We start from the raw sequence: 6,273 nt of genomic DNA on the forward strand, positions 1-6,273 counted from the left end.
AGAGATTCTAGTGCTGTCAGTGAACTCGGGTTAACTGCAGCGCCCGCCGGAACGGCAGAGGGGCGCTACTGGGCGTCAGACAGGTGGGCGATGGTGGCCCGTGCCCGCCGCTGGGCTTCCGCCGGGATGTCCTTCACGATCGGTTCCAGGAAGGCGAAGCGCCGTAGCCATTGACTCGACTGGCGCTCCTTCCGCGCGTTGGCGCGTTGCCACCAGTCAGCGATGTCGCCCCATCCCGGGGCTGCCAGTGAGCCGCCCACCTCCTGGACCGCCAAGGAGGCGCAAAGATTCGCGAACCGAAGCCTGTCCCCCAGCCTCCACCCTGCAAGGCACCCCACGATGAAGGCTGCCCCGAAACAGTCGCCCGCACCTGTGGGGTCGGACGCTGATACCGGCAGGGACGGCACCCATTCCTCTTCCCCGGTTTCCGAATCCACTGCCACCGCACCTTGGGGGCCGAGGGTTACCACTGCCACGGGAACCCGGTCAGCCAGCGAATACAGCGCTGCCCAAGGGTCTGCTTTGCCGGTGAACGCCATTGCCTCAGGGGCATTGGGCAGGAAAGCGTAGAAATTCCCCAACTGGTCCAGCCGGCGCTCTGACCACTGACCTGTGGGGTCCCAGCCCACCACGCCAAAGAGTTTGGTTCCCGCCTCCTTGGCTGAGAGCATCCATGGTTCCAGTTCCTCGCCCAGGTCAGCGACCGCGGCAAGCGCCTTGGGTGGCGTGCCGATGAGTTCGGAGGAACTGATCGGGGCGGGATGCCCGTGGGTGACCATGGACCGGTCCTGGTTCACGCACATGGATACCGTGACCGGTGAGTGCCAGCCGGGAACTCTTTGCGAGAGTGAGAGGTCAACGTGTTCCTGGCTTTCCAGGATCTGCCAGTTATAGTCGCCGTAGCCGTCGTCGCCGAAGGTTGCCGCGAGGTTGGTCCGTAAGCCGAGGCGTGCGGCAGCGATGGCCTGGTTGGCAACGCCACCGGGGCAGCTGCCCATGCCTTCGCTCCACACCTCCGTGCCGGGTTCGGGGGCGTGCGGGAGTCCGGTGAAGATGATGTCCTGGAAAACGGTTCCGGTCAGGAGGAGGTCGCACTGGTGGTCTCCGTCCGACCGTACGGCAGCCAGGGGGTCGAACCGTCGCTGGGGCATAGCGTCCATGCACGGCAGACTACGCTGCACGTACTGGGCTGCATAGACTCGGACCATGCGGCTCATGATCGCCGGTGGCGGCGGATTCCGGGTTCCACTTATATACCGGGCCTTGTGTGCGGGTCCTTTTGCCGGGTTGGTGGACCAACTTGTCCTCTTTGATGTGGACGGCGCACGCCTGGCCGCTATTGAGGCGGTACTCCGCGACATGCCCGCGGACCAAGGTTCCGCACCCGCCGTCGTGGTTTCAACAGACCTTGCGAAGGCACTCACGGGCACAGACATGGTGTTCGCCGCGATCCGCCCGGGCGGCACTGCCGGGAGGATCGCGGACGAACAAGTGCCCTTGGGGTTGGGGCTGCTTGGACAGGAGACCACCGGGGCCGGCGGCATCTCGTATGCGCTCCGCTCGATCCCCCGCATGCTGGAGCTTGCCCAAGCGATGCGTCGCCATTGCCCTGACGCGTGGCTCATCAACTTCACCAATCCTGCAGGCATGGTCACCGAAGCACTGGTTCCTGTCCTTGGGCGCAAGGTGATCGGTATCTGCGATTCCGCCGGTGGCTTGGTCCAGCGTGCTGCCCGCGCTGCTGGTGCGCCCCTTGAAGAAGGAACGCTCGACGGCGTGGGCTACTACGGGCTGAATCACCTGGGCTGGCTTTACCGGTTGGCGCCTGGTGGACGGGATCTGTTGCCGGGGCTGCTGTCCGATCACGCCGCTCTTGAAACCATGGAAGAGGGGCGGTTGTTCGGGCAGCACACTTTGGAAAAGCTCGGCTGCCTGCCCAACGAATACCTTTACTACTACTACCAAACCCCACAAGCCACCGAGGCCATCCGCGGACAGCGTGAAACGCGGGGCGCGTCCATCCACCACCAGCAAGAGTCGCTCTATCCGTCGCTCCTCCAGGATTCGCATCCTTATGGGCTCTGGGACTCTGCGCGACGCTCCCGCGAGGAAGGCTATCTGGCCGAGGCCCGGACGCACGGGGAGCAGCGCGACGAATCCGACCTCGCGGGCGGCGGCTACGAACGCGTTGCCCTGTCCGTCATGCGTGCCCTGTCCAGTGGCGGGACCGCCCAGTTGATCCTCAATGTGCCCAACTCGCCGGTGTTGCGTGCCGGGTCTACCGCCGAGGTGGCTGTTCCCGGGTTGCCGGCGGACGCCGTCGTCGAGGTTCCTTGCGAGGTGACGCCCGACGGCGCGTTGCCGCTTCCGCAGGACCGACCGGAGGGGCAGTTCCTCACCCTGATGCAACACGTTAAAGAGGTTGAGCGGCTGACGGTCCGTGCTGTGGTTGGCGGTGATCGTGAGGCCGCCGTACAGGCCTTCGCCGCGCACCCGCTGGTGGGTTCCGTGCCCTTGGGCGAGCAACTGCTGGCGGGGTACGAGGCAGCTTTTCCTGAGCTAAGCCAGTTGTGGACCTAGAGCTTCCTGTACATGACGTGGAGGCCCACCAAGCCGATCTCCGGGTGGTTGAAGGCCTCGGGAACCGTGGCCAGAATCTTGAACCCCATGGACTGCCACAACCACACGGCGCGAACGTTGCTTTCCACTACGGCGTTGTACTGCATGGAAAGGAAGCCTGCTGCCTTGGCTTCGCTCAGCGAATAAGCGCATAACGCCCGGGCGATGCCTTGCCCTGAGTTGTTGGCCCCCACCATGTATCCGGCGTTCGCAACATGGCTCCCACCTCCGGCTTGGTTGGCGTGGAACTCCCCTGTGCCCAGGATCTCACCGGTATCGTCATGCACCGCCACGAAGGTCTGTCCGGGAGCTTCCTTGTTCCACTTGGTCCTGGCTGCATCCTCTGTGGTGTCACGGTCCCAGGTGAAGGTCTCGCCGCCGCGGATCACAGGCTCCAGGATGGACCACATGCCGGGCCAGTCTTCCGGCATTGCTTTACGGACGTGGAAGTTTTGTTCTTGGCTCACAGCCGCCACGCTAGCAGCCTTGTCCACATAGCGGAGTTTGCTCGGCTTGGGACTCGAGCGCAGGAGTAGTGTTTTCTGCAGGGCAAAGCTGATTATTGCCGTGATCTTGAGGAGGACCGGGTGCCGTTGATCCGTCGTGTGGCGTTCCTGTCATTGCACACCTCCCCCATGGAGCAGCCCGGCGCGGGAGATGCGGGCGGAATGAACGTCTACGTGCGGGCCCTGGCCATGGCACTTGCCGAGTCCGGTGTGGAGGTGGAAATCTTCACGCGGTCCACGAAAGCCGGCCAGCCCGCCGTCGAGCATCCCGGCCCGGGTGTCTGCGTTCATAACGTCATGGCAGGCCCGCGCCGCAAAGTTCCCAAGGAAGAACTGCCGGCCCTCCTGCATCACATGGTGGAAGAGATCGACAAGATCCGCCACCAACAACTCCATGGCCGTTACGACGCCATCCATTCCCACTACTGGGTTTCCGGCGTTGCAGGGCTTGACTTGTCAGAGCTGTGGGGCGTTCCGCTGGTCCACACCATGCACACCATGGCGAAGGTTAAGAACCTCGTCCTGGAATCCGGTGAACGGCCTGAGCCAAGGCGCCGGGAAGAAGGAGAACAACGGATTGTTGACGGCGCCTCCCGGCTGGTGGCCAATACCCCTGCAGAGGCGGACGAACTGGTGTCCCACTACGGGGCTGACCTTGACCGGATTGACGTCGCGCCGCCCGGGGTTGACCTGAAAGTTTTCACGCCGTCGTTCCGGCGGAAGTCACGGTCCTTGCGGGGTGTCAGGCCTGACAGTTTCCATATCCTCTTCGCCGGGAGGATACAGCGACTCAAAGGCCCCCAGGTTTTCGTTAAGGCAGCCGGCATCCTTCGTCAACGAAGGCCTGACATCGATCTGGAAATGACCATTCTGGGTTCCCTCAGCGGAGCCAAGGACTTCAACCTCCAGCACTTTATTGAAGACGCCGGGCTGGCCGACGTCGTCACGCACCGGCCGCCAGTAGTGGCGCCGGAGCTGGCCAGTTGGTTCAGGTCCGCAGACGTGGTGGTGATGCCCTCCTTCAGCGAGTCTTTCGGGCTTGTGGCGTTGGAAGCACAGGCGTGCGGTACACCTGTAGTGGCCACCAACGTGGGCGGCCTCTCCCGTGCCATCTCGGACGGGCGGACCGGCCTGCTGGTGGACGGTCACGACCCCACCGACTGGGCAGATGCCCTCGAAGATCTTTACGACGACGTTCAAACCCGGGAGGACATGGGCCGGCTCGCCGCCACCCATGCCGAGTCCTTTGGATGGCAGCGCACTGCCGCCATCACCTTGGAAAGCTACCGGGAAGCTGTGGGCGGCCTGCTGGTTCCCCGGCGCTGAGTCTCCGCCGGGAACCGTTCCCGGGCTGGTAGATTGGCGCGCACAGCGTAAGCACCCCAGCAGCAGCATCCCCGCTGCGGGCAGAGCCGAAGGACAACGATGTCTGAAAACAAGATCCACAGCGATCTTGAAATTGCCCATAACGCCACCATGCTTCCCATTGAAGAGATCGCAGATCGCGCGGGCATCAATGTGGATGCCCTCGAGCTGTACGGACCGTACAAGGCCAAGATCAACACCTCCAAGCTGGTGCTCCCCCAAGGTAAGGCACCCGGCAAAGTAGTACTGGTCTCGGCCATGTCCCCCACCCCGGCAGGCGAAGGCAAATCCACCACCACCGTGGGACTGGCGGACTCCCTTGCCCGCGCCGGCCACAAAGTGATGATCGCACTGCGCGAGCCGTCCCTTGGTCCCATCCTGGGAATGAAGGGCGGGGCAACCGGCGGCGGTTACTCCCAAGTGTTGCCCATGGACGATATCAACCTGCACTTCACGGGCGATTTCCACGCCATCACCTCTGCCAACAACGCCCTCATGGCACTCGTTGACAACCACATTTTCCAAGGCAACCAACTCGGCATCGATCCCCGCCGCATGACGTTCAAACGCGTGCTGGACATGAACGACCGCTCGCTACGGGAAGTCATTATCGGGCTCGGCGGCCCCCTACAGGGAGTCCCTCGGCAAGACGGCTTCGATATCACCGTCGCCTCGGAAATCATGGCGGTCTTCTGCCTCGCCACCGACCTTGATGATCTTCGCGCACGGTTGGGACGCATCACCTTCGGCTACACCTACGATCGTGCCCCCGTCACCGTTTCGGACTTGGGCGTGGAGGGTGCGCTGACCATGCTCTTGAAGGACGCCATCAAGCCGAACCTCGTCCAGACCATTGCAGGCACCCCCGCACTGGTCCATGGCGGCCCCTTTGCGAACATCGCGCACGGCTGCAATTCATTGATCGCTACAAGCACCGCGATGCAGCTTGCCGACGTCGTGGTCACCGAAGCCGGGTTCGGCGCAGACCTGGGTGCCGAGAAGTATATGGACATCAAGGCCCGCATCGCCGAAGTGGCGCCGTCCGCCGTCGTGGTGGTTGCAACAATCCGCGCCCTCAAAATGCAGGGCGGCGTTCCCAAGGAGAACCTCGCCGAGCCTAATGTCGAAGCCGTTGCAGCCGGCGTCGAAAACTTGAAGAGGCACGTGGGCAACGTCGCGAAGTTCGGCATCGCCCCCATTGTTTCCATCAACAAGTTCGGAACCGACACTCCAGAGGAACTTGAGTGGTTACTCGCTTGGTGTACAGCAGAGGGCGTGGAGGCCGCCGTCGCTGATGTTTGGGGCCGCGGGGGCGGAGGCGACGGTGGTGACGAGCTCGCCGCCAAGGTCGCGGCGGCGTTGGATGCTCCGTCCAATTTCCATCATCTGTACCCGCTGGAACTCAGCGTTGAAGACAAGATACAGACGATTGTGCAGGAGATCTACGGGGCCGACGGCGTGGAGTTCTCGGTCCCCGCGCTCAAACGCCTTGCCGAGATCGAGAAGAATGGCTGGTCAAGACTCCCCGTCTGCATGGCGAAAACCCAGTATTCCTTCACCGACGATGCCTCCAGGCTTGGTGCGCCCAAAGGGTTCCGGGTGCACGTCCGCGAGCTGATTCCCAAGACGGGTGCCGGGTTCATTGTTGCACTGACCGGCGCGGTGATGACCATGCCCGGGCTCCCCAAGGAACCGGCGGCCATGCGCATGGACGTCGATGCTGATGGCAACCCCATGGGCCTCTTCTAACCTTCTCTCACATCCCAAGCCCTTCAACCCGATC

5 protein-coding genes are annotated in these 6,273 nt (G+C 63.2%); 3 read left to right on the forward strand and 2 right to left on the reverse strand.

What is annotated here, in order from left to right; genetic code table 11:
* Nucleotides 1-65 precede the first annotated feature (65 nt).
* Nucleotides 66-1,160, reverse strand: a complete 1,095-nt coding sequence (locus tag ACLRGI_RS04185; protein WP_419200436.1) for a carbohydrate kinase family protein — start codon at nucleotides 1,158-1,160, stop codon at nucleotides 66-68.
* Nucleotides 1,161-1,206: 46 nt separating this feature from the next.
* Between ACLRGI_RS04185 and ACLRGI_RS04190 the strand changes: the two genes are divergently transcribed.
* Nucleotides 1,207-2,580: a 6-phospho-beta-glucosidase gene (locus ACLRGI_RS04190; RefSeq protein ID WP_419200437.1), complete on the forward strand. Its 1,374-nt coding sequence runs from the start codon at nucleotides 1,207-1,209 to the stop codon at nucleotides 2,578-2,580.
* On the opposite strand, the gene ACLRGI_RS04195 is transcribed toward ACLRGI_RS04190, so the two are convergent.
* On the reverse strand, nucleotides 2,577-3,086 hold the full coding sequence (locus ACLRGI_RS04195) for a GNAT family N-acetyltransferase (RefSeq protein WP_419200438.1): 510 nt from the start codon (nucleotides 3,084-3,086) through the stop codon (nucleotides 2,577-2,579). The two genes, ACLRGI_RS04190 and ACLRGI_RS04195, sit on opposite strands and share 4 nt — an antisense overlap.
* Nucleotides 3,087-3,206: 120 nt before the next feature.
* Between ACLRGI_RS04195 and mshA the strand changes: the two genes are divergently transcribed.
* Together mshA and ACLRGI_RS04205 are read left to right on the forward strand one after the other, a co-directional pair.
* On the forward strand, nucleotides 3,207-4,451 hold the full coding sequence (mshA, locus tag ACLRGI_RS04200; protein WP_419200439.1) for a D-inositol-3-phosphate glycosyltransferase: 1,245 nt from the start codon (nucleotides 3,207-3,209) through the stop codon (nucleotides 4,449-4,451).
* 99 nt (nucleotides 4,452-4,550) lie between these two features.
* Nucleotides 4,551-6,239, forward strand: coding sequence for a formate--tetrahydrofolate ligase (locus ACLRGI_RS04205; protein ID WP_419200440.1), 1,689 nt, complete (start codon nucleotides 4,551-4,553; stop codon nucleotides 6,237-6,239).
* Nucleotides 6,240-6,273: the final 34 nt, after the last annotated feature.

It is taken from the genome of Paenarthrobacter sp. PPS72 (assembly GCF_048537125.1).
GTDB classification, from domain to species: domain Bacteria; phylum Actinomycetota; class Actinomycetes; order Actinomycetales; family Micrococcaceae; genus Arthrobacter; species Arthrobacter nitroguajacolicus_E.